The 23,682-nt window shown below is 48.7% G+C and carries 23 protein-coding genes and 1 tRNA gene; 5 read left to right on the top strand and 19 right to left on the bottom strand.

Annotated features, from left to right (window positions below; translation table 11 throughout):
• Nucleotides 1-1,202: phosphoglycerate kinase (pgk, locus tag MJZ25_13340; GenBank protein MCQ2125159.1), on the bottom strand; the 1,202-nt coding region annotated here is incomplete at its 3' end.
• 247 nt (nt 1,203-1,449) lie between these two features.
• Here pgk and MJZ25_13345 point away from each other — a divergent pair.
• On the top strand, nt 1,450-2,496 hold the full coding sequence (locus MJZ25_13345) for a hypothetical protein (protein ID MCQ2125160.1): 1,047 nt from the start codon (nt 1,450-1,452) through the stop codon (nt 2,494-2,496).
• The gene (locus tag MJZ25_13350) at nt 2,490-2,855 is read left to right on the top strand and encodes a dihydroneopterin aldolase (protein MCQ2125161.1); all 366 of its coding nucleotides are present in this window, start codon (nt 2,490-2,492) and stop codon (nt 2,853-2,855) included. Before MJZ25_13345 ends, MJZ25_13350 begins: the two co-directional genes overlap by 7 nt.
• Here the strand turns inward: MJZ25_13350 and MJZ25_13355 are convergent.
• Together MJZ25_13355 and MJZ25_13360 are read right to left on the bottom strand one after the other, a co-directional pair.
• On the bottom strand, nt 2,852-4,333 hold the full coding sequence (locus MJZ25_13355; protein ID MCQ2125162.1) for a YifB family Mg chelatase-like AAA ATPase: 1,482 nt from the start codon (nt 4,331-4,333) through the stop codon (nt 2,852-2,854). The genes MJZ25_13350 and MJZ25_13355 overlap by 4 nt on opposite strands.
• A gap of 62 nt (nt 4,334-4,395) precedes the next feature.
• Complete coding sequence (locus MJZ25_13360) at nt 4,396-4,713, bottom strand: SpoVG family protein (protein MCQ2125163.1); 318 nt, start codon at nt 4,711-4,713, stop codon at nt 4,396-4,398.
• 229 nt (nt 4,714-4,942) lie between these two features.
• On the opposite strand from MJZ25_13360, the gene MJZ25_13365 reads away from it, so the two are divergent.
• Nucleotides 4,943-5,491: a hypothetical protein gene (locus MJZ25_13365; GenBank protein ID MCQ2125164.1), complete on the top strand. Its 549-nt coding sequence runs from the start codon at nt 4,943-4,945 to the stop codon at nt 5,489-5,491.
• An 8-nt stretch (nt 5,492-5,499) separates the two neighbouring features.
• On the opposite strand, the gene MJZ25_13370 is transcribed toward MJZ25_13365, so the two are convergent.
• The 10 genes from MJZ25_13370 to MJZ25_13415 all read right to left on the bottom strand — a co-directional run bounded on the left by MJZ25_13370 (nt 5,500) and on the right by MJZ25_13415 (nt 14,252).
• Nucleotides 5,500-6,255 (bottom strand): thioesterase, encoded by a 756-nt coding sequence (locus tag MJZ25_13370; GenBank protein MCQ2125165.1) that lies wholly within the window; start codon nt 6,253-6,255, stop codon nt 5,500-5,502.
• Between the two features lie 104 nt (nt 6,256-6,359).
• Entirely contained in the window at nt 6,360-7,103 is a 744-nt protein-coding gene (locus MJZ25_13375; GenBank protein ID MCQ2125166.1) for a GNAT family N-acetyltransferase, read from the bottom strand.
• 192 nt (nt 7,104-7,295) lie between these two features.
• The gene (locus tag MJZ25_13380; GenBank protein MCQ2125167.1) at nt 7,296-9,080 is read right to left on the bottom strand and encodes an alpha-1,4-glucan--maltose-1-phosphate maltosyltransferase; all 1,785 of its coding nucleotides are present in this window, start codon (nt 9,078-9,080) and stop codon (nt 7,296-7,298) included.
• 116 nt (nt 9,081-9,196) lie between these two features.
• Complete coding sequence (locus MJZ25_13385) at nt 9,197-10,483, bottom strand: carbohydrate-binding protein CenC (protein ID MCQ2125168.1); 1,287 nt, start codon at nt 10,481-10,483, stop codon at nt 9,197-9,199.
• The gene (locus MJZ25_13390; GenBank protein MCQ2125169.1) at nt 10,483-11,331 is read right to left on the bottom strand and encodes a TIGR02147 family protein; all 849 of its coding nucleotides are present in this window, start codon (nt 11,329-11,331) and stop codon (nt 10,483-10,485) included. Before MJZ25_13390 ends, MJZ25_13385 begins: the two co-directional genes overlap by 1 nt.
• 75 nt (nt 11,332-11,406) lie before the next feature.
• On the bottom strand, nt 11,407-12,039 hold the full coding sequence (locus tag MJZ25_13395) for a GNAT family N-acetyltransferase (GenBank protein MCQ2125170.1): 633 nt from the start codon (nt 12,037-12,039) through the stop codon (nt 11,407-11,409).
• Nucleotides 12,040-12,081: 42 nt separating this feature from the next.
• A tRNA-Leu gene (locus MJZ25_13400) sits at nt 12,082-12,165 on the bottom strand.
• A 25-nt stretch (nt 12,166-12,190) separates the two neighbouring features.
• Nucleotides 12,191-12,904, bottom strand: coding sequence for a hypothetical protein (locus tag MJZ25_13405; protein ID MCQ2125171.1), 714 nt, complete (start codon nt 12,902-12,904; stop codon nt 12,191-12,193).
• Between the two features lie 21 nt (nt 12,905-12,925).
• Nucleotides 12,926-13,360, bottom strand: coding sequence for a hypothetical protein (locus MJZ25_13410; GenBank protein MCQ2125172.1), 435 nt, complete (start codon nt 13,358-13,360; stop codon nt 12,926-12,928).
• Nucleotides 13,361-13,451: 91 nt separating this feature from the next.
• On the bottom strand, nt 13,452-14,252 hold the full coding sequence (locus tag MJZ25_13415; protein MCQ2125173.1) for a hypothetical protein: 801 nt from the start codon (nt 14,250-14,252) through the stop codon (nt 13,452-13,454).
• Between the two features lie 37 nt (nt 14,253-14,289).
• Here MJZ25_13415 and MJZ25_13420 point away from each other — a divergent pair, with 37 nt between their 5' ends.
• Together MJZ25_13420 and pheS are read left to right on the top strand one after the other, a co-directional pair.
• The gene (locus tag MJZ25_13420; GenBank protein MCQ2125174.1) at nt 14,290-15,654 is read left to right on the top strand and encodes a hypothetical protein; all 1,365 of its coding nucleotides are present in this window, start codon (nt 14,290-14,292) and stop codon (nt 15,652-15,654) included.
• Nucleotides 15,655-15,702: 48 nt separating this feature from the next.
• The gene (gene pheS / locus MJZ25_13425; protein MCQ2125175.1) at nt 15,703-16,725 is read left to right on the top strand and encodes a phenylalanine--tRNA ligase subunit alpha; all 1,023 of its coding nucleotides are present in this window, start codon (nt 15,703-15,705) and stop codon (nt 16,723-16,725) included.
• A 215-nt stretch (nt 16,726-16,940) separates the two neighbouring features.
• On the opposite strand, the gene MJZ25_13430 is transcribed toward pheS, so the two are convergent.
• The 6 genes from MJZ25_13430 to MJZ25_13455 form a co-directional block, all read right to left on the bottom strand.
• Complete coding sequence (locus MJZ25_13430; protein ID MCQ2125176.1) at nt 16,941-18,320, bottom strand: mannose-1-phosphate guanylyltransferase/mannose-6-phosphate isomerase; 1,380 nt, start codon at nt 18,318-18,320, stop codon at nt 16,941-16,943.
• An 8-nt stretch (nt 18,321-18,328) separates the two neighbouring features.
• A complete protein-coding gene (locus tag MJZ25_13435; protein MCQ2125177.1) occupies nt 18,329-19,474 on the bottom strand; it encodes a polysaccharide biosynthesis/export family protein in 1,146 nt (381 codons plus the stop codon).
• A gap of 22 nt (nt 19,475-19,496) precedes the next feature.
• Nucleotides 19,497-19,937 carry a low molecular weight phosphotyrosine protein phosphatase gene (locus MJZ25_13440; protein MCQ2125178.1) on the bottom strand — a complete coding sequence of 147 codons (441 nt, stop codon included), beginning with the start codon at nt 19,935-19,937 and terminating at the stop codon, nt 19,497-19,499.
• Between the two features lie 126 nt (nt 19,938-20,063).
• Nucleotides 20,064-20,627: a dTDP-4-dehydrorhamnose 3,5-epimerase gene (gene rfbC / locus MJZ25_13445; protein MCQ2125179.1), complete on the bottom strand. Its 564-nt coding sequence runs from the start codon at nt 20,625-20,627 to the stop codon at nt 20,064-20,066.
• 14 nt (nt 20,628-20,641) lie between these two features.
• Nucleotides 20,642-21,529 carry a glucose-1-phosphate thymidylyltransferase RfbA gene (gene rfbA / locus MJZ25_13450; protein ID MCQ2125180.1) on the bottom strand — a complete coding sequence of 296 codons (888 nt, stop codon included), beginning with the start codon at nt 21,527-21,529 and terminating at the stop codon, nt 20,642-20,644.
• Complete coding sequence (locus tag MJZ25_13455; GenBank protein ID MCQ2125181.1) at nt 21,529-23,631, bottom strand: polysaccharide biosynthesis tyrosine autokinase; 2,103 nt, start codon at nt 23,629-23,631, stop codon at nt 21,529-21,531. The genes rfbA and MJZ25_13455 overlap by 1 nt, the downstream gene beginning before the upstream one ends.
• Nucleotides 23,632-23,682 lie beyond the last annotated feature (51 nt).

The raw sequence follows: 23,682 nt of genomic DNA on the forward strand, positions 1-23,682 counted from the left end.
AGAGAAGCGCCACCACCGGTAGAAGTGTGGGTGACCTTCTTGTCTGCGCCGTACTTCTTAGCTGCAGTTGCGGTATCGCCACCACCGATCACGGTGATTGCGCCGGCTGCGGTAGCTTCGACGATAGCGTCAGCCATAGCCTTGGTAGCCTTTTCGAATGCTTCGAATTCGAACACGCCTGCAGGGCCGTTCCAAACGATGGTCTTGGAGGACTTGATAGCGTCAACGAAGAGCTTGGTGGATTCTGCACCAACGTCGAGGCCCATCCAGCCAGCCGGAATGCCTTCAGCGTCAGAAACGCACTTGGTAGCAGCGTCAGCAGCGAACTTGTCAGCAGCAACGTAGTCAACCGGGAGGATGATTTCCTTGCCAGCTGCCTTAGCCTTAGCAACCAGTTCCGGAACCAGCTTTGCGCCTTCTTCGTCAAACAGAGAAGAACCGATTTCAATGTTGTTCATGACCTTCTTGAAGGTGAATGCCATGCCGCCGCCGATGATGATCTTGTCAGCCTTGTCCAGGAGGTTGTTGATGAGCTGGATCTTGTCTGCAACCTTAGCACCGCCGAGGATTGCGAGGAAGGGACGCGGGGGGTTGTTGAGAACCTGGTCGAATGCCTTGAGTTCCTTGTTCATGAGGAAACCGGCAGCGCGCTGCGGCAGTTCAACACCAGCCATGGAGGAGTGTGCGCGGTGTGCAGTACCGAATGCGTCGTTAACATAAACGTCAGCGAGCTTGGTGAGAGAAGCGCGGAATGCCTTGACAGCTTCCTTGTCAGCCTTGATCTTTTCTTCGGTGCCGTCAGCGTTCTTGACCTTGCGCTTGCCTTCTTCTTCGATGTGGAAGCGGAGGTTTTCGAGGAGGATGATGTCACCCGGCTTTGCAGCAGCGCAAGCAGCTTCAACTTCTGCACCAACGCAGTCAGAGAGGAACTTAACCGGCTTGCCGATGAGTTCTTCGAGCTTCTTAGCAACCGGAGCGAGAGTGAACTTCGGGTTCACTTCACCGTTCGGGCGGCCGAGGTGAGAAGCGAGAACAACGGAAGCACCCTTATCAAGAGCGTACTTGATAGTGGGGAGAGCAGCTTCGATACGCTTGGTGTTGGTGATTTCACCAGTGACCTTGTCCTGCGGAACGTTGAAGTCAACACGGATGAACACGCGCTTGCCAGCGAGTTCGAGATCTTCAATAGAAAGCTTTGCCATGATTAGCACCTTCTGGTTAGAGTTAAAATTTACGGGTGGAAATATAGCAAAAGGCAAGTCTTACGGCAAAATTCAAGCCCAAAATCGCCTCCACTTTTGTTTGTAAACTTAAATTTACATAGCGGTTTATTTTCGTTACTTATAAAAAACATATATGGCCATTTAACGTTCCCGATTTGTTCTTTTTTTTTCGTTATAGGCTTTCTTTTTATATATTTCGGTGAAAATAGGACATTGGAGTTATATAATGAAACGTTCTCTTTTACTGGCTATTTGCCTCTCTGTAGTATCAGCATTCGCTGGTGCATATGATATTGATGAATTTACCGCTAAGGACAAGGGCACTCCCGACGAATACATCACCGCAGAATTCGGTGGCAAGCTGAAGGTCGCTCCGGCTGACGAAGTCGAAAGCCTCCAGAGCGGCCGCCTGGTCGTCCGTCAGAAGTTTGTCGACCCGTTTAGCGACGGCGACGCAACCTACCAGCTCTTCCAGGGCGCCGCTGGCGACCTCTCCTCCATGACCGCTCTTTCCGCAGACGGCGTTGACTATTCCAAGTTGGTTTCCGCCAAGCTTTACAAGCGCAAGGGTATGAAGGTTTCCGACGACGTTGAAAAGGTTTATTTCGACGGTAAGTCCGTTTATGCTCCGGGTCTCTCCAGCGCAATCGTTTTCATTGACGGTGCTGCAGTCTCCCTTAAGGCAAGCGACAATGCCGCTGCTTCCGAAGAATCTGAAGAATCCGAAGAATCCACCGAAACTGCAGCTGCTAGCAGCTACGATGATGACGAATGCGATGCAGATGACGATGATTGTGACGAAGATCTTTCCAAGTACAGAACTAACGCCCCCATCGACGACTCTGCCGACGACCGCGACTATGCTGCAAGTGGTGCCGCAACCGACATTACCGGTCGTTTCGGTATTGCTGATGAAGTCCGCTTCTGGACCGCAGTTGGTCTTTCTGCATTGGCCGCAGCAAGTATCGTCATCGGCGTTACCCAGCACTCCACCGCCAACAAGGCTATGGACAACTACGACAAGCTTAACACCATTTACAGCGCTATCATGAGCGACTGTAAGGGCGACAAGTCTTGCGAAGAAAAGGTCCTTCAGAGTGGCGAACTTGATATTAACAACAGCGGCGAAAGCATGAAGTGGACCGTTATGGACCTCAAATCCCGCATGGACACAAACCAGAAAACCCATGATTCCTACGCCCTCGCCCGTAACCTCTGGTTCGGTCTCGCAGGCGCATCTATCGCAGGCGCTGTCGTTCTCTTTGTATGGTAATTAGCAAGGGTAAAATCTCAATCCAAGACCTCCAGTTCGACTGCATCATCGGGACCCTCCCCGTTGAACGCGAGAACGAACAGCCTATTGTATTGAACGTTTCCATTTGGTTGGATTTTACCCTGGCAGCCCGTAACGAAGATCTGGCTCATTCCATAGACTATGCTCAATTGGCGGAAGACCTGAAAGGGTTTGTCCGCCTTTCTTGTTTCCAGTTGGAAGAAACCTTGGTTGTGGAAACAGCCAAGTACATTCTGGAACACTACCCCAAGGCCGAAGCCGCAGAAGTGTCCGTCAGCAAGCCCATGGCAATTCCTAACTGCAGAGGCGCAGTCTCTACAGTAAAAATCTGCCGCTAGGACCTAAAGGATCTGTAGCGTAAAGCTTCAGACAGATCTAGAATTTCAACAGATTCAGCGTTGCGCAGGTCGGCTATGGTTCTTGCAACCTTAAGCAACCGATAATAGCCTCTGGCACTTAAATTCATTTTATCCGCAGCAGAAATGGCAAATCGTTCTGCTGCGTTTGTCATTTTACAGGAAGACTTGGCAAATTCAGAGGTCATGTCAGAATTCGCCTTGAAGTTAGTCCCCTTGAAACGTTCCTGCTGGATTGCCCGAGCAGCAAAAACGCGCTTACGGATGTCCGCGGATGACTCCCCCGTATTCTTCTTAGCAAACATTTCTACCTCCACCGGAGGCACACTCACCTGAATATCGATACGATCTAACAGCGGGCCAGAAATACGCTCCTGATACCGTTTGCGGGCATCAGGAAGGCAAGTGCAGCTGCGCTTGGGATCCATAGAATAACCACAGGGGCAGGGATTCATGGCGGCGCCCATCATAAAGCGGGCTGGCCACACGACAGACCCGCTGACACGACTGACCGTGATAGCGCCTTCCTCCATAGGTTCGCGGAGGGCCTCCAGAACCGCACGATTGAATTCAGGCAGTTCATCAAGAAACAGCAAACCATTATGCGCTAGGCTCGCCTCCCCTGGACGTAAACGGCCTCCCCCACCCACAAGAGAAACCATGGATGCAGAATGGTGCGGCATACGAATCGGCCTGCTAAGGACAGGTTTAAAGCCATCGGCATCCCCCAAAAGCCTTGCGCAGGAATGAATTCTTGTGGTCTCAAGAATTTCGGCATCCGTCATCTCGGGCAGAATGCCTGGAAGGCATTTCGCACAAAGCGTCTTGCCGGCGCCCGGAGAGCCAACCAAAAGGAAATTGTGGGCGCCGGCAGCCGCCACCTCCAAAGCTCGTTTTACCCCTTCCATTCCCACCACATTTTTAAAATCAGGCACATCAAAATTTGCACAAACATTCCGAAGCCCCTTCAACCCAGATGACGCTACCGCTTTTGAAACAGCCCCATTTTCCAACAAATTAACACACTCATCCAAAGAATCCGCACATACATACCGAACTCCATCTACCAAGGAAGCCTCACTTTCATTTGCGCGGGGAATCACCAAAACGCTTCTCGGGTCAGAAACCAGATCCATGGCAATAGAAAGTACCCCACGCACAGGCTTCAGCAATCCATCAAGTGAAAGTTCACCAACAAATACAAAGCGTTCCAAATCAGGAACTTCAATTTCCTCCGTAGCCACTAAAAGACCAATAGCCAGAGGCAAATCCAAGGCGCTGCCCTCTTTACGCAAATCCGCGGGCGACAGGTTCACCGTGGTGCGGAAACCTGTCACCACCTTGCCTATGGAACGAATAGCCGAAACCACACGTTCCCTAGACTCCCTTACCGCATTGTCCGGCAATCCAACCAAAGTAAATCCAGGCAACCCCTGCGAAGCATCAACCTCGACATTCACAGGAATTGCTTTAATACCAAACAAGCAGTAAGAGCGGATTCGACGAAACAAGATATACCTGCCTAAGCTACAGAAGCCTGATACTTTTCAAGGACACAGTTTTCAATATGTTCACGAAGCTGGCGGGTAATGGGATTGCAAATAGAGCGGAAATCTTCGCCCTTGTAGAAAGGGTCGTTGGGATAACCCACGAACAAACCGTTTTCGCCATCCATCACGCGAAGGCCGCGAATCAACATCTGGTCATTCAGCACCACCGTTGCAAGGCCCTTCATGTGGCCAAGACTGGGGCCTTCCTTAAACGGAAATACCTGAACGTTTGTAACAGCAAGACATTCAAACTGGGATGTCTTTTCCTCTTCTTTTTCATTCTTTGCCATATGGCCTCCTAATTTGATTTTTCATCGTTTTGGCGCCGCACCATTGCAGTCGCCATCCAACGACGAGGCCATAAATGCAAAACCCGTGCCAAGACAGGAATTGTTGTTTTTTTTCTAATAAATTCAAAAGATCACAATGATCAAAGATGATTAAAACGATTAAATTAATCAGTAATCAATCATTTTAATCAGTGGTCAAGAACAACCAATACTTTGCTATTTTATCAATATGATTTTGAACGCAAATATGAACTGGACTCCAAACCAGGGAATTCAACTTCCCGTGGTTCTTGCAGAAGTAAACATTACAGCAGACAAACTCCAGGTGGACTTCTCCGTAGAAGAACCCGACAATTGTTTTCGTGCAGAAGTCCGGGAAGACAACGGCAGAAGTTGGGAAGATTCCTGTGTGGAAATCTTTTTGCAGAACCCTGCCAACCGCGAGGAATACTTCAATTTTGAAACCACAAGCCGCGGCCACGTTCTTGCCGCGCATGGTCCCGACCGTAACAATCGCGAAGTTCTCCCTCAAAGCGAAATCAACAAAATCATCCGAACCAAGCAATTAGCCAGCGTCGCAGGGAACCTGATTTGCTGGGGTATGAGCATCCGCATTCCTGCCAGCATTTTTGGCTTGAGTAGTTTCGAAGGTTGCGTCCTACGCGGAAATCTCTACAAGTGTGGTGACAAGTCCAAGACACCCCATTACTTGAGCGCCTTCCCCATTGAAACAGAAAAACCGGACTTCCACCGTCCGGAATTTTTCCAGGAATTCTAAGAGATTTTTTATTTCATCTTGATTTTCATTTCAAAGACCACACGATGGTCATCATCTTCAATTTTCATGTAGGTGGCGCCCTTATGGTCAGCACGGAAAATCGTAAGCATCATACCTTCCAAGGATTCGCCAAGGAAATGAACCTCCATTTCTGACGGAGTGCAAAGTTCCCAGTCGGCAGCGGCAAAGACATTCATGGCCAGCTTCACATACTCGATGTTGTTCATGTGGTGGGACATATCGATGTGCTGCGGCAGAACACGTTGCTGGTAGATTTCCTCGTACTCTTCGGGAGTCACTTCAAACTTCGTGAACTTGTCATCAAGAACCGGCTCCGGGAAATTCTCCGTGGGAAAATCCACAGCTGACAATTTCATGGGACGATGACGATTCAAATCCAAGCAGCAAGCTTCCTGTACAGCAAGGACAATGGGTTCTCCATCAACCGTTGTAACCGCCGTATTTTCGTAAGTACGAATCAGGCCGTTATTCGCCGGGAAGGATGTAGTCACCACCTTGTCGCCCCAGAACGGGCGCTGGAAAAACTTGAACTTGGCCTTGGTAATAACCCAGTAGCCACCCTTCTCCTTCACAAAGAAATTGTCCTGCTTAATCTTGCCGAAGTTCTCGGTAAAATTATCCTGAACCATGAGCACAGTCTGAGCCACACCCATTTTTCCGGATACGTCAATGTAAGCCGACGTAATGGTACGCGGTTTCTGGAAAACTAGAGGATTTTTAGCAAGAGAATAAATGTCGATCATATAGGGTCCAGGTTCGAGACTCGAGGTTCGATAATTAACACTCTAAATATAATTGCTATTCTTATAAAAAGAGTTTGCCACTAGTCGGATTTTTTTGCAACAATCTAAAGCTTCAGTCGTAACACTCGCACAGGGCGATTATTACCACAATACAGTTCAGGGCAAAGGCATTCCTCGCCTGTGGCCATAAAACCGCATTTTTCCATGACGCGGCCAGAAGCCGGATTGTCTACAAAATGTCCGCTGACAACGCTTGCATATTGGCCCTGTTCACGCATATAATCAAGCATCAACTTCAAGGCCTCGGTACAGTGGCCCTGATTCCAATAAGACTTTCCTACCCAGTATCCTATGGTCGGTTCGTCCCCAACAGCAGGCAGCCCGCAATCGCAGGAAGGACCATAGCCCATGGCGCCAATGACATCGCCGGATTCCTTAAGCACAATGGCCCAGGTGCTGTCGTTTCTAAAGACGTTCTGGATAATGCTTAAGCTTTCTTCCGCCGACTCGTGAGGTTTCCAGCCGGCACGACGACCGATGTCAGGATCTGAAGCCAGTTCAAATAGGCGGGACGCGTCGCCGTCTTCCCACGGGCGCAGGAATATTCTTTCGGACTGCAGTCTCAAATATTCAAAGCGATACTGTTGCAAAATTTCGGGATATTTTTCCCGGTCCACTTCACTCAGGAACATTTGCTTTTCGCGAATCCAGCGTCCCCGATCGCCATACATCTTACGATAGACCACATAGTCTTCTTCCGTTTCGGAATGCTTGGCCACAGACTCTACGCAGTAGTAGAGATTCTTGAAATGACGATAAATACCATTGATAACAAGTTCACGAGTCATGTTTTAAAAATAAGAAAAACGCCGCGGGCCGAATGCCGCGACGTTCTTTTTATTAATTTCTATGAATTCTTCTTAAGCGCAGATTAGATGCGTAGCATTTTCTTAAGCGTAGATAATCAAGCTAGACAAGGCGCGAAAGCTCGTAGCGTATAAAACATACGTGAGAGCTTGAGCAACGAAGTATAGCGTAGATTAGATGCGCTTCAGAACCAAGAGGTGGCCAGGAGCCTTGTTCGGGTCAAGACGGACAAAGTTCTTGTTGCCGCGCCAGACGAAGGATTCGTCGGTGATCAGGTCCTTCAGGAAGAAGAAGCTGTCGTTGTCGAGGCCAAGCTTTGCCATGTCCAGTTCCACCATGCCTTCCTGGGCGTTGTCCATGTCCATGTTGCAGACGAACAGGAGAACGTCGTCGCCAGTCTTCTTGGAGTAAACCATGAGCTGGTCGTTGGCGCAGTAGTGGAAGTCCAGGTTATCGTATTCCTGGAGAGCCGGATGTTCAAGACGTGCGGTATTCACGCGACGGACGAAGTCCTGGATGCCCGGACCAGCCCAGTTATGAACCTTGTACTGATACTTTTCAGAATCCTGCAGTTCTTCCTTGATGGGAGACGGAATGTTTTCGCAGAGTTCGTAACCGTTGTACATACCGGTAAGGCTACTCAAGGTTCCAGCCAGGAAGTAACGCTGCTTGAAGGCATTTGCACCCTTGTAGGCCAGATACTTGGGGAAGATATCCGGTGTGGTGGGGAAGAAAATACCGCGCATGTATTCCTTGGCGTCGGACTGGGTCAGTTCCTTCAGGTACTGTTCGAATTCCCACTTGGCGCTACGCCATGCGAAGTAGGTGTAGCTCATGTCGAAGCCGGCCTTGGCCAGGCGATGCATCATCTTCGGACGGGTGAAGGCTTCTGCCAGGAACACCAGTTCCGGACGCTTTTCCTTGACGTCGGCGATGAGCCATTCCCAGAACGGGAAGGGTTTGGTGTGCGGGTTATCGATACGGAAGATTTCCACGCCCTTGTCGGCCCAGAACAGGATGATGTTTTCGATTTCCTGCCAGAGTTCCTTGTAGTTCTTGTTGTAGTAGTCGAAGGGGTAAATGTCTTCGTACTTCTTGGGCGGGTTTTCTGCAAACTTGATGCTGCCATCCGGTTCGTGGTAGAACCATTCCGGATGTTCCTTAACGTAGGGATGGTCCGGAGAGCAGTTCAGAGCGATATCCAGAGCAAGGCGGAGGCCCTTACCGCGGGCAGCCTTGGCAAAGTGTTCAAAGTCCTTCATGGAGCCCAGTTCAGGGTCGGTAGCGTAATGGCCGCCGAACTTGTTACCTACGGCGTAAGGGCATCCCGGTTCCAGGGGCTTACCCTTCTTGTCGGTCTTGGCGTGGAGGGCGTTGTTTGCGCCCTTACGGTTGGTGACGCCAATGGGGTGAATGGGAACCAGATAAACAGTGTCAAAGCCGAGGTCAGCAATGTAGTCCAGCTGCTTTTCGCAGTCCTTCCAGGTTGCACTCTTGGTGGGGTCAGTGCCCTGGCTCTTGGGCCACATTTCGTACCAGGTACCGGTACGTGCATAGGTCGGGTCCACACGGAGCTTCATCACCGGGCTTTCGGTAGGAACATCCTTGGGTTCCTTGGTCCATGCGCAAATCTTGTATTCGTAGTAACCGATGTTATTGACGGTGAAAGAACCTTCCCAAAGGTCGTTATCCACGAAGTGCATGGGAGCCTGTTCCCACTTGACGGCAGCAGCCTTGGTGGACTTGGCAGTCTTTGCGGTCTTCTTTGCAGGAGCTTCTGCGGGCACATGGCGGAAGAAGATTGCGGCATCGTACTTCTCGTGGCTATGACGGAAGATGTCTGCCTGCACGGTCACGGTATCACCCGGCTCGCGCTTGATCATGAAACGGCCGCCCTCAATGCTCGGGCGGATATTCTCGATAACGAGATTGTCTTTGAGAGTAGGAATAATTGCCATACTTTTTTACCTGATTAATTCACTGTAAAATTAGAAAGACGAGAGACGAGAGACGAGAGACGAGAGATAATAATGCACAAAAAAGGCCCCGAGATACCTCGGGGCGACTTTTACAATTATTTCGTGAGCCTAAGCACCTTCACATCCTTGATCCAGAACTTGCGTTCTTTTTTGCCCAAGTTCAACTCAAATCGAGCAAAGGGGTCCGTCACTTCAGGAGTAAACGTAAAGGCCTTAGATTCAGTACCCGAACCGATCTTGCCGACTTTCACGTGTTCAGAGAAACCAACAGTCTTATAGGTGTCGTAGGAACCTATACGAGCCGTAATTTCACCTTCCACATCGGACCAGATGGTAAATATGCATTGATACTGAACGCCTGCAATGAGGGCTACATTTTCCTGCAGAAGCTGTACACTGAAGGAGCTGTCGCCACCAGCGACCACGTCTACCATCATAATGCGTTGATCACCTTTTTCCTTGATAATGGATGTATCTGCTCGACCACCATATTGTCTAACAAGAATCCAATCCGTAGTAAAGGGCGACCTGAAGTTACCATTAATCAATGTGTTTTCACCAACACTGGCTGCAATACCTTTCCAAACGTCATTCACATACGCAGTATCAGAACCGAATTCGTTAACATAGTTGTAACGTAACGGTTGGAAGCTGGGCACAAAGTTTTTGTTCAGCTTAGCCCACAATTCAGCGTTGTTTTTCTGGTCAATGTAGATGACTCCATCTTCAGAAATTTCTGCCTTGGAGAAATCAATACCCTTGGTGAACAACTTGACACGGAACACAACCGGAACATTCGCCTTGTTTTCCGAAGAATCAATTTCAATCTGGGAATAATGATAACGGAGCTGCATGCTCTGGAAATTGGTCAGATTATATTCAAAGGGAACATACTCACCATCAATCAGCACTCGACCATAGATATCATCAGCCTGGTCAGGTTTGAACGCAACGCCGATTTCCTTCAAATAGCCACCATCCAAAAGGTTCACGCCCTTGAACGCATCTTCAACCAAATCTTCCTTGGTAAAAGATACAGAAAGAGTTGTCGAATCAAGAAGCGGCCAAACAAGCATTCCTTCCACAGCATTGTAGCCAGGCATATAGGAATAGTAACTTGCATAGGTTTTCACTTCAGTCAAAACCAAAGAGAAGGAATCCAACACCACAGGTTCGTCCTGAGAAACTTCCTTACGCAAGGACGCCACCTCAACTTCTGAGTAATCAACAGAAAAATCCGCAGTCAAGGCAAGACCATCCTGCTGAATAGTCGGATTGCCAATTTCAATGCCAGCAGAATTCGTGGGCTCGGAACACGCGCCCAAGAAAATTCCTGCAAGCACAAGGCTAGCGACCGTGGTTATGTTCAAAAAGAATCTCATCACACTCCTCGGGTAAGAGGGAACAGCTGCAAGTTGATTTGAACAACTTCTTCAGCTTCTCCTGCTTTTGCAGAGAAATCTAGTAGTTCTTTTCGCATTAGTTGTAGATGTTTTTTCAAATTGACGAAATCTGAGCGCTTAATTCCAAAAGTAAGGGCAGAAATGTCCCTTTCCTCGCCAGGAAGTTCAGACAACATTGTGGAAGAAAGCTTCAACATCTGGAAATGGTAAAGCTTGACCATCATGTCCTGGACTTCGTCATCAGTAGTAATAAGCGGGTTGCTTTGGCGATAACCGTTGGCGGTTTTCACCAAAAGACCCATCTCCAACAGCAGGTTCAAGGATTCTGTTACCTGAGACGGAGTCACTAGGCCGCGAAGGCGCTTGGAAATCTGTTCCGGAATGGGTCGGAAATCCTTGAGCCCCACCATCTCAAGAATTGCAGAATGATGCCATTCCTTAAAAATACGAAGCTGAGCCTTGTCCATCTTATGAAGCTTGGAACGGGGGCTAGCCTTGATCAACTGTGCGTAGTAAATCTTCTTGTCTTCATCGGTCTGAGCCTGATTGAAGAACACCAAGCTTTCAAAGTAAGCGGCACGCTGATTTTCGAGGCCGAGACCATGAATCAACTTGGTCACGGTGTTCTTGGTAATGTTGCGCTTGCCGTCGATAGCAAGTTTCAAATGGGCATGACTAGAAAGCCCGGCCTTTTCGGCAAAGAATCGCAAACTGAAGGCGGACACCGTCTTCTTTTTGTATTCGTAGTAGTCCCTCAGATATACACGGTAGTTCGTGTACTGCAACACATCGGGTTCTACAAGTTTTCTCACTTCTTCATTTTCCATAACATAAAAAATAGAAGAGTTAACCTTCAAAATGTCAAAATAAAAAAGGATAATCGTTTACTCAAGTAAACGAATCTAAACATCCCGAGAAAGCTTGGAAAAGCGGCGATGATCTACAAAAATGCCGTTTATTCGCTCAAAATCGCGACTTACGCCCTCTTCCTGGAAACCACAGCGGATTGCAACGGCAGCACTTTTGGGGTTGTACACAGAGGCAGAAAGTTCCAGACGATTCAGATTCAACGTGTCAAAGGAGAAACGCGAGAGCAGAGCCAAAGCCTCGGAGGCAAGTCCGCGGCCGGCGTATTTCTTTGACAGCCAATAGCTTACGTTTGCGGAATGGTTCTTGACGTTGACTTCCAGCATAATGAAGCCGGCAAGATTTCGAGGTTCTGGAGCGGCCTCAGGGCTGTTTTCAAAGATTCCCCAGCATCCACCCTGGCCGTACTGCTCCGCAAATACCCAGCTGCGAATACGCTTGGCGATATCAGCCTGAGAGACTCCACGCACCCAAGGTAGATGTTCCGCCAGAAAGTCTTCAGATTCTTGGACAAGACGAAATACTGCTGCAGCCGACATGGGACCGTCGTTTCCCTCGGAATCGTGCTCGCACAAGCCAATGAGGGTAACGCGGTCGCCCCTCAAGGTAACCGTGGAAAAAGCCTGGGTGAATTCGTCTTCAAAGTTGTCCATAAGTTCCTGCATCATATATAACAAAAAAAGGCTCATCTTTCGATGAGTCTTTTTCAGTGCGGATGAGAGGACTTGAACCTCCACAACCTTGCGATTACTAGAACCTGAATCTAGCGCGTCTACCAGTTCCGCCACATCCGCATGTTCGTGTGCCAAATTTTGAAATTTATCGGACTTTTGTCAAGGGTTTGCTGAAAAAAATGTCCAAAATCCAGTCTTTATGCTTGTTTTGCCAATAATTCCAGTCGTGTTCACCACGTTGGTCAAATTTCATATCGCATTCTGTACCGATGTTCTTACAGAACGAGGCTATCCAGGGGACAGTTTCCTTAAACGGGTAGAGCCTGTCAGAACCGCCTTGAATAAAACGCCAACGACCGCGACGAAGTTTCGGCTGTTCGGCAACATTCTGCGCATTGCCCATACTTGGACCATAGGAACTGATCAAAACTTGAGCAATCGGGGATCGACGACCCCATGTGGTATAGGTAATTACACCAAGGGCTCCATCAGACACGCCAATCAAATACACCGAGTCCACTGGAGCTTTTCGGCGAACAGCCAGACTATCCAGTGCAGCATCGACCCATTCAATTCCCTGGCGGGAAACCCAGTGGCTATTCTTGCAAGCCGAAGCACTAACGATCGAATGTTCCGGCAACAGTTTTGCAATATCATTGCCTGCAACAAGGCCCTTTTCGCAATTATTGCTAGTCATCCCACCATGGAACCAAACTGTAACCGGGCCTTTTGCATCAGTACCATACCAGATGCCAGCCTTACCGAAATCCCTAATCGACGGCGCGTACACGTCCAACGTATCATGGGCACCAAAGGCAAAAGCCACAGCAATCAAAACTAAGGAAATTACTTTATTCATAATAACAATTGATCCAGATGTTTAAGGACGCTTTTTGACAAGCCAAAGGATCAAAAGAACCAAAGCGAAAAGCCACATGCATCCCACAATCACAACACCGATAAAACCGTAATAAACTTGATAATCCATTACGAGATCATCGAATTCCAAGTCACCTTCTGTGGATGATATGGAATGAACAACAAATTTGTTATCACTGACTCGTGCTGCACCGATTTCCAGAGGAATATCGCCAGCATTCCTTGCAGCAAAGCTAAACCAATCCGACATGTCATCCATAATTTCCTTGGATGCATACAGATAAAAAGTTACCTCGTCATCGCCGTTGATTCGGAACATGGTCTTGTCCAAGAACGGAATATTTGTTCCGCCAAAGACGCTGGGAATAGAAGCATGACTTACCGTTCCGTAGAACAGGTGATCGTCCTGAACCAAGCCTTTAAGAACAGGCTGCATATAGGAAAACAGCCAACCACCAAGGAAAATGAATAAAAAAGCAAAATTCAAATAAGCCGGTTTTCTAGAAGAGAAAAAAGACACAATCAACCTACTGTCGGGAACGGAATATAAAGAAGAATGTAGAAAGTAAAAGGACCAGGCTCAAGAAGTAGAACGCCATAGGTATCTTGGATTTCAGTGAAATCTCATTCAAGTTACCTGCGCGGAAGAACTGGATTAAATCCTCGCTATACATTATGGACAAGTCACTGCTCAGGCGGCTCCAAGCCATAGCCAATTCTTCATTGTTTCTGAAAAGTGTTGTGAATTCAGATTTCAGGGAATCCGGCAAGGCCGCAATTTCGGGATCGTTACCGGAATTCAAATAAATCAAATGACCAGCACGGGCAGAATCCAGCAAGTGACGAAGCTTATGCTGCAAAGAGGGCTCCACGCCCAAAATTTCGTCGCTCAGTTTATCGTAATCAGAGAACCAACTTGAACGAGTCGATGCATAGCGGCGCATCACGGCCACCTTGCTAAGGACCTCTTTTTCAAAACGTTCCACGGCTCCATCCGAAGGAGCCTGCACCCCAAGATTTCTGATTTCAGCCATTTCCCTGGAGAAGGAAACTGCCATTTCACGCATGGTCATGGTCATCGCCTGAACGGCAACAGTATCTGCATCAAAACCCAAACGAATACGGTCCATGGCACGCATGGCATAAGATTCCTGCAGCTGATATTCAGACAAATTCTTCATGTACCCGGAGTACATAATAATCTGCGGTTTCTGGGAGAAATAGAACAGAACCGTAAGGCCTACCGTTATGGCAAGCACAAGCCACACCCAGGGCGTCTTGATCCTGGAGTTAAAGGTATCGGCTAACGATTTATTTTTCAAATCCATTACAAATTCAAAATACCTTTTTTCTACTTTGGTAGATATGAAGCCAATCCTTTTTGCACCATTTTTCTGCGTTTTTGCCATACTCTCGGCCTGCACGGTAGAACGTGCGGAGGAACAGATCGTGGCCTACCACGCAAACGGTGCCAAGAAGACATCCATCTGGGTGTATCCCGATGGCGAAATCCTGAAGCGCAACGAATGGTACACCGATGGAATCAAGGAATTCGAAATTCCCTACAAGAACAACGAGCCCAACGGCGAATTCAAGCGCTGGACTGGCTACGGCGACCTAGTTCTGGAAGGCGAATACAAGAACGGAAAACGCCACGGAACCTGGACAAGCTATTACGGCGGACACTTCAACAAGAAAAAGGAAGCCATCCGTTACTACAAGGATGACCTTCCTGTAGGTGACTGGGAGGGTTGGCACTTCAATGGAGAAAAGGCCTTCGAGGAGCACTACAACGAAAAGGGAGATTCCGTAGGCACCTGGAAGAAATGGAATGATGAAGGAACCTTGGTCGAAGAAAATTCCTGTTTTCATTCTAACGAAAAAGGTCATTTCAAGAAGTTTGCCAAGAGTTGCAAAATCCTGGAAAGTTACGAATGCCATTCGGGAGAACGCGAGGGATCCTACAAACTCTACTACGAAACCTTTGATGCTCCGGACTCTACGGGGGAAAGTTGCAACATATCCAAAATCCGTGAATCAGGAGTCATTGAATACGGAGCTTTATTTCCAGATACACTCTATAGAGCCGACGGTTCAGTCATCAAAACCATCAAGTATGGTGGTGGACATTATAAACGATCCCACGATCAATGGTTTGACGAACAAGGAGCTCTGCTCAGGGAGTCCATTTTTAAGAATTCCGATTACGACGGAAATGAAGGTATTGCCTACGGATTGTGCGAAGGTTCCACAAATCTTTTCTGCGCAGAGACATCTTTCGTACACTATTATTGCCCAAGCGGATCCCTGGATAGTAGTACCTTAAGCCAGAAGGATGCTTTCAAGCAAAGCATTGGGAAATACAAGCCATCCGTACGCTACATTAAGCCGGACCACAAGTTGCTTTACGAAGAGTACTGGGACATGGATTCTCTTTCAAGAATAGGCAATCCGCTCCTCCTAGCAACTCGTAGTTTCTATCCCGACAGCATGGGCGGTAAAATGGCCAGTGAGGGTTTCTGGAAATACCACGTTAGCAAGGGATCACTGCGCAACGGCATTTGGCGCAACTGGTATCCCAGCGGCATTCTGAAAGACAGCCTCTCCTACGTGAACGGCGAACGTGTTGGCGAACAGTTCAGCTATGACAGCACCGGCAAACTCACCATTCACAAGACCGAGAACGGAAAGAACCGCCCCGTGATTATGCACATCCTTGGGTCTAACTAAAATCGTGATTCGCAAAACACCTGAATTTTTTCTAAATTGCAGCGCATTATGAGTGAAGCTATTAATAAAGTCAAGCAGGCCTTTGAAGCAGAACTTGCTCAAACGGACCTCATCAGCCAAGAAGCCGTCAACAACCTCCGCGTGAAGTTCCTGGGCAAGAAGGGTCTCGTTACCGACCTCATGAAGCAGATGGGCTCTCTTCTCGCAGAAGAACGTCCGGCATTCGGCAAGCTCGTCAACGAACTTAAGGTGGCCGTTTCCGAAAAGATCGAAAAGGCTATCGAAACTGCAAACCAGGCCGCCCTCCAGAAGAAGCTGGAAAGCGGCAACGTCGACGTCTCCCTCCCCGGCGCAGGCATCGGTGCTGGTTCCACCCACCCGCTTTACGACGTTCGCGAAGAAATCATCGACTTCTTCAGCCAGATGGGCTTTGAAGTGGACTTCGGCCGCGACATCGAAACCGACTGGTACAACTTCGAAGCATTGAACACCCCGCCCGACCACCCGTCCCGCGACATGCAGGACACCTTCTACGTGGACGACAAGGTGATGCTCCGTACCCACACCAGCGGTACCCAGATCCATTACATGGAAACCCACAAGCCGCCTTTCCGCATGATCGCTCCGGGCCACGTGTTCCGCGTTGATAACGACGCTACCCACGCTCCCATGTTCCAGCAGTGCGAAGGTCTCGTGGTTGATGAAAACATTTCCTTCGCTGACTTGAAGGGTGTTCTCCAGGTATTCATGAACAAGCTCTTTGGCGAAGGCGTCAAGACTCGTTTCCGCCCCAGCTTCTTCCCCTTCACGGAACCTTCCGCAGAAATGGATGTGAGCTGCGTATTCTGCGGCGGTGAAGGTTGCCGTCGCTGCAAGGGCACCGGTTGGATGGAAATCGGTGGCTGCGGCTCCGTGGACCCCAACGTGTTCAAGAACTGCGGTATCGACGGTGAAAAGTATACTGGTTTCGCATTCGGCTTCGGTCTGGACCGTATCGCCATGCTCCGTCATGCTATTCCGGAAATCGGCCTCCTGACCGGCAACGACCAGCGTTTCCTCGACCAGTTCTAATACAGACCGCAAATTTCTAAACGCAAGTTTAGATCCTGCGACTGAAATTTGCTCTCACTTCAAAGCCTCGTTAGCACGAGGCTTTTTCGTTCACGAAGGACCGCCCAAACGCATTCAAAAAAAGAAAAGGCCTCGGCATTGCCGAGACCTTTTCTTTTTAAGTTTGCAATTTGCAAGGCGCCGCGCGGAATTAAACCACACTGCACACAAGCATCTTAGTTACGGTGGAAGTCATCTTCCATACGGATGATGTCATCTTCGCCGGTGTACTCACCCACCTGGACTTCAACGATAACCAGCGGAAGCTTACCTTCGTTCTGCAAACGATGTGCAGTGCCAACCGGAATGTAGGTGGATTCGTTGGAACGTACGTAGAACACGCGATCGCCCACGGTCACCGTTGCGGTACCGCTGACAACGACCCAGTGTTCGGAACGGTGCAAATGCTTCTGCAGGGAGAGGCGCTTGCCCGGCTTCACCACGATACGCTTCATCTTGTAGCGGTCGGTGGATTCCAAAACAGAGTAGGTACCCCAGGGGCGATTCACGGTCTGCGGAACGCTGATGAGGTCGGAGCCGCGGACCTTCAATTCTTCGACCACCTGCTTGACCTTCTGGCTGCTGCTGAGGGGAGCAACGAGGAGAGCATCCGGAGTATCGACAATGAGCATCTTGTCCAGGTCGATGGTTGCGATAGCACGCTGGGAACCCATGACGAGAGAGTTCTTGGAGCCCACTGCAATGTGGCGGGGGTTCACGTTGTTGCCGTTTTCGTCGTGAGGATATTCGCCATAGAGGCTGTCGAAGGAACCCAGGTCGCTCCAACCGATATCGCTGGGCACAACCTTCACCTTGTCGGACTTTTCCATCACGGCGTAGTCGATGGAGTTGGAAGGAATGGCCTTCATGTCATCCATGGCAATGCGGATCGGTTCGCCGGCTTCTGCAGCAGCAGTGTTGGCGAGAGCCTTCTTAGACGCTTCCAAAATGTCCGGAGAATGCTTCTGCAATTCGGAAAGGAAGGTCTTTGCCTTGAAGCAGAAGATACCGGAGTTCCAGTAGAAGTTGCCGGCGAGCAAGTACTTTTCAGCAGTGGCGCGGTCCGGCTTTTCTACAAAGCGCTTCACGTTTTCGCCCTCGGCTTCGATATAGCCGTAGCCAGTTTCCGGGCTGGTCGGAGTGATGCCGAAAGTCACCAGGTTGCCTTCCTTGGCAAGTTCCTGGGCGCGGAGAAGGACCTTCTTGTATTCGTCCTTCTTGCGGATTACGTGATCGGACGGAGAAACCAGGACGATTTCTTCCGGGTCCAAAGTCAAGCATGCGAGAGCAATTGCGGGAGCGGTATTGCGGCCCACCGGTTCCAGAAGGAACTTGCTGCCCTTCTTGCCTTCAGCTTCAAGCTGGTCCTTGGCAAGGAAGAACTGGTCTGCGTTGCTGACGATGAACTGGGCATCGCAAACTGCAGAGTTGGTCACCACGGTCTTGCGGAACAGGGACTGTCCGTCGAAGAGAGGAGCAAACTGTTTGGGCATAAGGGAACGGCTCACAGGCCAAAGGCGAGTTCCGTTACCACCACAGAGAATCAAGTTAATCATAATCTACCCTACCAACCACGATGGTAAATGTAGTTGACATTTTCAAGGAAACTAGAAGTTGTGTTGAGAATGCCTGCGTTAGGTGAAATCAAGTTCAAGAGACGATTCCAAGTTGCAAGACCAGAAGCGTCCACATATACGATATCATGAGGATTCAAGTCAAAACGGTCAGCCATAGCCAAAGACATGGCGTTCTTAGCATTCAAATGGAACACATCCACCTGGTTCGCCCCAGAATTGCGGAGAACATAAATGGCCTTGGAAGAGGCATTCAGAGCATTCAAACCACCAGCAGCGGCCAAAGCTTCCACCAGAGAAAGGCTTCCATGATTCAAATTCACCACACCGACGCGGCCAACTTCACCAAGAATATAAACCTTGTTTTCCTTCTGGGTTTCAGACATTGCCGGAACGAAAAGTTGGTCATCCGGTTTCAGGATGATTTTGTCCAACGGAAGGTTGGCTTTAAAGGCGTCCAGATAGTTGATGCTATAGACTTTATCGCCACGACGGAGCTGCATTCCAGAAGGATCAGCCTCTTCGGCAAAGCCACCAGCAGCGGCAACAGCCAGCGGAAGGTTCATAGGAGCTTCAGAGAAAGCCACAAAGCCGGGCTTGTTCACTGCGCCGGTCACCGTTGCACGGAGGCTATTGTAGCCCGTCACACGAACATCCACCTGAGGATCGTTCAAAATCTTATTGGAAAGTCGCTGGGTAATCTCAGCACGAAGTTCCTGTGCAGTCAGACCCGCAACCTTGATTTCACCAGCATAGGGATAGAACAAGGTACCATCGGTTGTTACCTTCTGACCGGCAGGCTGATACTGACCCATGGGAGAAGTCAATTCCGGATGTTCCCAAACCACGACCTGAACCATGTCCAGAGGACCGATGCGGTATTCCAGGGACGGAAGGGAATCCACCATCAGATCCTTCAAATCACCGAAATCAGATTGTTCAGCGGATTCAGTATTTGCAGCAGCGGTGCCACCAGCAAACTCGCCCTTTTCAATGGAATGGACTCGAACGGTAAGACCGTTATATTCAAAAGATTCCTGGTCATCAGGAATGTCCATACGCATTTGCGGAGCCAAAGCGCAACCATTCAGCAAAACGGCAACAGCGCTGACAAAGCCAACACTAAAACGATTCATAAGTTCCTTTCACCCTTTAATTTTATGCATTGCTCTGCTTAATTTTTTCAACCCAGTAGGGAGTCAGCTTCGAAATAAAATTCCAAGCCAAAACGAAAGCGCTTTCCGGTCGACGGTACGGGTCCGGAACATCAACTTTCTGAGGTTCACCATAACGGAAAACCTTGCCCTCCAATGCGGGATACTTGCTCAATAAATCCTGCTTATGGCCATTTTCCATAACCAAGATCAAATCTGCCCAACGAAGGATATCAAGATTCACCTGACGAGCACGATGTGCGCTCATATCCACGCCATGTTCCATAGCCACTTTCTGGCTAATCTCATGCGCCGGGTGATCCACCAAAGCACCCAATCCAGCGCTCATCACGTTGTAATCAGGGCCCAATTCCTTCTTCAACAAATATTCACCCGTAGGACTACGGCAAATATTTCCGGTACAGATAACAAGAATATTTTTCATCAGTATAAAAGTAAAAACTTAGCAGACAAGTATGCGAGCCCAAGAACTGTAAAAAGGTCCTAAATATGCAAAAAAAGAGCCCGACAACAGCGGACTCTATAAAATTCTTGACAAAGTCTTCAGGTTTTACAAGTCAAACGCAAAACCAAGGTCTTTCAACAAAGGATTCTTGGTGTCCTTTTCGCTGAGAAGAGGCTCAAAACCATTTCCCACAGGCCACTGAATACCAATTGCCGGGTCATTCCAACACAAGCCACCTTCATCCGTAGGATCGTAAAGGCGGGTGCATTTATAGACAAAGGTCGCAGTTTCGCTAAGAACAACAAAACCGTGGGCAAAGCCTTCAGGAATGTAGAACTGCTTCTTGTTTTCAGCGCTAAGGACAACGCCTTCATACTTACCAAAAGTAGGGCTCCCCTTACGAAGGTCTACAGCAACATCATAAACTTCACCTTCCAACACGCGAACCAGTTTTCCCTGTGGATTCTTTTTCTGGAAATGCAAGCCGCGAAGCACACCTTTCTTTGAACGAGATTCGTTATCTTGTACAAAATCAACATTCAGTCCAGCGGCATCAAACTCCGCCTTGTTGTAGGTTTCCATGAAATAGCCGCGATGGTCACCGAACACGGTCGGTTCAATAATCGTCACGCCTTCGACAGAAGTTTTTATAAAGTTAAACTTACCCATCTCTCGTACCAATGCTAGTAGCGGATCTTTCCTTCAGCAACCTTGCGCAGATGCTGACCATAGGGAGACTTGCCATACTTTGCGGCAGATTCAAGCAACTTATCCTTGCTGATCCAACCATTGATAAAGGCGATTTCTTCAACTGCGGAAATCTGGATGCCCTGACGGTTTTCCACCATACGAACAAAGTCGCCAGCTTCAATCAAACTATCCATGGTACCTGTATCAAGCCATGCAAAACCGCGGCCAAGCAGTTTCACATCCAGCTGACCCATGTCCAAGTAAGTCTTGTTCAGGTCCGTGATTTCCAGTTCACCGCGAGCGCTAGGCTTCTGAGCCTTAGCAAATTCGCAGACGCGGTTGTCGTAGAAATACAAGCCCGTAATGGCGTAGTTGCTCTTGGGTTCCTTGGGTTTTTCTTCAACAGAAATCACCTTGCCTGCAGCGTCAAATTCCACAACGCCAAAGCGTTCCGGGTCTTCAACGTAATAACCGAAAACGCTTGCACGGCCGTTTTCTTCCGCATTCTTCACAGCAGCCTTCAAGAGGGGACTGAAGCCGTTACCGTAGAAAATGTTGTCTCCAAGGACCATGGCGCAGCAGTCGTTTCCGATAAATTCTTCACCGAGAATGAATGCCTGGGCAAGACCATCGGGACTAGGCTGAACCTTATACGAAAGGTTCAAACCCATAGCGCTACCGTCACCCAACAAGCGTTCGAAGTTGGGCAAGTCCGTAGGCGTAGAAATAATCAGGATATCACGGATTCCAGCCAGCATCAAGGTGGAAAGCGGATAGTAGATCATGGGCTTGTCGTAAACAGGCAGCAGCTGCTTACTCGTGACCATTGTCAACGGATAGAGGCGAGTACCGGAGCCTCCGGCAAGAATGATTCCCTTCATTAATACTTTCCGTATTTGTAGCCGTAACCTTCGGAACGGCTATGTTCATACTTGTTGATGACAATAGAAGCGTGAGCATTTCCATTGCCCTTCAAAATTTGGCCCATGCCATCCTGGATGGCTTCGATAGAGTGTCTATTGTATTCAATGACCATGACAATCTGGCCAGCGACACGGCAAGCCAAGGCGGCATCCGTCACCAGCATAATCGGCGGAGTATCCACGATGATAAGATCATATTCAGACTTGAACTTTTCGATCAATTCAAGATAGCGCTTGGAGCCAAGCAATTCTGCCGGATTAGCCGGAACATTACCGCACGGAATAACAAACAGATTTTCGACTTCCGTAGCAAAAGTGACCTTTTCCGCATCAACAGCCTTAAGCAAAACCTGGGAGAAACCATCACCACGCTTAATGCCAAATTCCTTATGCAAACGACCCTTACGAAGGTCAGCGTCAATAAGAAGAACCTTCTTGCCCATGCCTGCAAAGAGTGCCGCAAGGTTTACAGAGATAAAACTCTTACCAACGCCAGGAATAAGACCGCTGACTCCAATTACGGAAGCGCCTTCGTCCATCATGGAGAATTCCAAGGAGGAGCGCAGAGCGCGGAGGGATTCTACGGCCACGTCATCAGGTTCAACCACAGCCAAGGGTCTTGTACCCTTGGTTCCATCGGGATTGCCCTTGGGAACCTTTGCATAAACAGTGAATCCAGTTTCCTTTTCAATGAAGCTTGCGCTCTTTACACCGCTACTGAACTTGGTTCTCACGGACACGATCAAGGCACCAAACAGGAAACCGATGAACAAAGCGAACATGAGGATAACTTTTTTCTTCGGCTTGGCAGCCTTAGTCACTTCTTCAGCAAAGTCAACGATGCGAACCGTACCGACTTCACCTGCGGAAACCAGGCGGAGCTGCTGAATGTTATTCAGCATAGTAGTGTAAACACTCTTGCTGAGTTCAACTTCGTTCTGCAAGGAAAGAACTTCCTGCTGTGTAGCCGGGAGTTTCTTGACCTGGCTAGAGGTTCCTGCCAATTCACGCTTCAATGCGTTTTCCTGGTCTTCCAAGGTCTTTACAGTCGGATGTTCAGAATGGAACAAACGGATTGCATCCTGCTTACGCTGTTGCAAGGCGAGAATGTCCTGCTGAAGTTTCATACGACGCTGAAGAACAAGCTGAGTTTCAGCGTTAATGTCTACGGAGCCAACCTTGTTGCGATAAGCATTCAAGTTCATGAGGGAGGAATCCATCTGAGCCTTCACATCAGGAAGCTGCTTTTCAAGGAATTCCAAGGTCTTCTGGGCTTCTGCATTGCGTTCTTCAACATTCTGACGCAAGTAGGAAGAAGCGACTTCATTCAAAATTTCAACAGCGCGGTCAGCATAGATGTCCTGATAGGAGAATTCCAGAATACCAGTCTTCTTACCGCGTTCCTTCACGCCAAAAGCCTTACGGAATGCGTCGATAGCCTGCAGTCTCAAAATTTTAGACACTGCAAACTTCTGTCCAGGACGGGCATCCATTCTGAAAATGCCCACTGTAACGGAATCGCCGGCATAGGGGAACTTGTAAGTTTCACCAGCAACACCGGAGAACACAACATTCTGTTTATGGTCAAGCAAATCAAAGCCGCCAACGCTGTCCTTCACGACAACAAACCATTCCTGATCCTTATACTCATCAGACGGAATGCTATCCCAGGGAATTTCCAACTGGGAAAGTTCAAGACGGCCTTCCTTATGGAGGAGACGATCCACAAAACTGAGAGGTTCTGCACGATACATCAAATGCATCTTTTCAACGGCGGAACCCATCACCTGGCGACTCTTGATCAGTTCAATTTCAGTTTCTGCAGGACTGGACGATGCAAAAAGAGCGCCAAGGCCTCCCATCATGTTCATGGAACTTTTGCCGTTCTTGGATTCAATTTGCAGCAAAGCATCCACCTGATAGATCGGGCGAATCCATTGGGCGACAAACACGCCAACAATGCCGGCAAGAATCAAGCACGGAAGCATGATATGCCAATTCTTCAAAAGGTCTTTTAAAACTTGAACAAGATCTGTTTCTTCTGTCTTTTTAGAAGCCATAGATTCCTTCACATCCAGATAAGATTACGATTAGTGTTGCAAATTTAGAAA

Origin of the sequence: Fibrobacter sp., assembly GCA_024399065.1 — a bacterium.
Classification (GTDB): Bacteria; Fibrobacterota; Fibrobacteria; order Fibrobacterales; family Fibrobacteraceae; genus Fibrobacter.